The 1884-nt window shown below is 51.9% G+C and carries 2 protein-coding genes; both read right to left on the bottom strand.

Annotated features, from left to right (window positions below; all coding sequences use genetic code 11):
- Positions 1-413: 413 nt before the first annotated feature.
- Positions 414-1031, bottom strand: coding sequence for a DUF5803 family protein (locus tag QCH34_RS11715; protein WP_300334407.1), 618 nt, complete (start codon positions 1029-1031; stop codon positions 414-416).
- A partial coding sequence (gene thrC, locus QCH34_RS11710; RefSeq protein ID WP_300334404.1) for a threonine synthase occupies positions 968-1884 on the bottom strand: 917 nt, incomplete at its 5' end. The genes QCH34_RS11715 and thrC, both read right to left, overlap by 64 nt.

Here is a 1884-nt window from a genome sequence, read left to right as displayed (position 1 = left end):
AGGATGACAGAGGTGATAAAACCTTGCTCATCAGAGCAACCTGAAAGGCGATTCGAAAGAATCGGGTTTTATCTGCTCAGGCAGCCCCGAAGCATTCCCGCTCCTCCCGGCGCTGCATGTGCGGTCAGCCAGTACAACCTCTTTGCGAAGCACTTGCGGACGGGGACGGGGTGGTGGCAATCTCTGTGGTTCTTTGTCTCGGTGACCGGGTTCAATCAAGGTACATTCGAAAACCAATCTATTATAGGCAGGATTTCAATCCATTTGAACCTCCATGGTTCCTGAATATTCTGAGCCAGAGTGAACAGTTCCTCGTGTATGATTCAAACCCCAAATTAGCAAATTGTTGACTCGAACCCTATTGAAAACCCGCAACAGATCAGCGAAGATCCAGACAAAAAAAGAGAGAGCAGCTACTCCCTCCTGGATGCTGCCCTCATCGAGTAGTAGCCAAAGAGCAGGATGATCATAAATACAACCCAGATCGTCCCAAATACAGAGAGTATAAAAAGCCGTAGTTCGTCATAAAACCTGATCTCAGCATACCGGGTACTCTCCCAGAGGATGGTTGTCTGGTTCTCCCCGACAAGCACACTTCCCCCCTGGCTGACATATCCAAGCAGCGGGTTATCTACAAAATAGACTCCCGGCAGAGAGATGGTGACATTATAGGGTGTTTTGAAGAGAGCAGAGAACGAGTTGCCATCCAGATCCCCTTCATATGAGATGAGATAATCTCCCTCTGGAAAGGTGATCACAGAATTCCTCTGCTCATCATAGGAGACCTCGCCATGAACACCCATAACCCGTATCTCACGGACGGAGATAGGAACTGCCTCACCAAGGTACCCGGGTTTTGTGAACTGGTAGCTATCTGTATCAGTTATTTCCACTGAAGCAGAGTAGCTACTGGCGTTCTCATTAATCGAGAACGTAGCATTCTGCGCAAAAGCAGGCGATGCCAGGATCAGAGCTGCAAGGCAGAGAGCAAGGCAGGTAAGGTGGCATCTATCTCGGTTGGTGGACTGCATTGTTGAATCACCGTCTCTGGATCTTTCAGCAGGTGGCCTGTCACGACACATACGATTCGTTCATCCGGATCGATCACACCCATCTCTACCAGTTTCTTTATCCCTGCAACCGATGCCGCAGATGCAGGTTCAACCCCGATCCCCTCCAACCGTGCAAGATCCCTCTGCATTGAGAGGATCTCTGCATCGGTGACGGATTCGGCAAGGCCTCCGGTCTCCCGGATCGCCCGAAGCGCCTTTTCTGCGTTCACAGGAGCACCAATCCGGATGGCTGTTGCTATTGTCTCAGGATTTTCATCCGGCACTACCTCGGGGAGATCACCCTTGATCGCCCGGACAACCGGGGCTGACCCTTCTGCCTGGATCCCAGTCATCATCGGGAGGGAGTCAATCCAGCCGAGTGACTGCCACTCTGTGAGACCCTTGTGCACCGCAGAGATATTTCCTGCATTGCCAACCGGGAGAACAAGCCGGTCTGGAACATATCCAAGCTGATCAATCACCTCATACCCGATCGTCTTCTGCCCTTCAAGCCGGTACGGGTTTACAGAATTTAAGAGATAGATCCCATGCGAGATGCAGAGCTCATGGACCATCTCAAGGGTGCGGTCAAAATTGCCGGCAACCGAGATGACCCGCGCACCATGCATCAGTGCCTGTGCAATCTTTCCAATTGCAACCTTTCCTGCCGGTAGGAGGACTACTGCCGGTATCCCGGCCCGTGCAGCATAGGCAGCAAGGCTGGCTGAAGTATTTCCGGTGCTCGCGCAGGCGACCATCTTCATATTGAGCTGAAGCGCCATGGAAACCCCAAGGGTCATACCTCGATCTTTAAATGAGCCCGTCGGGTTCA

Source organism: Methanocalculus sp. (assembly GCF_029762515.1).
GTDB lineage: Archaea > Halobacteriota > Methanomicrobia > Methanomicrobiales > Methanocorpusculaceae > Methanocalculus.
The sequence above is the reverse complement of the archived record's forward strand: the minus strand, read 5'-3'. Positions and strand labels throughout refer to the sequence as shown.

Excerpts from the sequence above, each read along its gene's own strand:
- QCH34_RS11715 (WP_300334407.1), bottom strand. The coding sequence starts at position 1,031 with ATGCAGTCCACCAACCGAGATAGATGCCACCTTACCTGCCTTGCTCTC.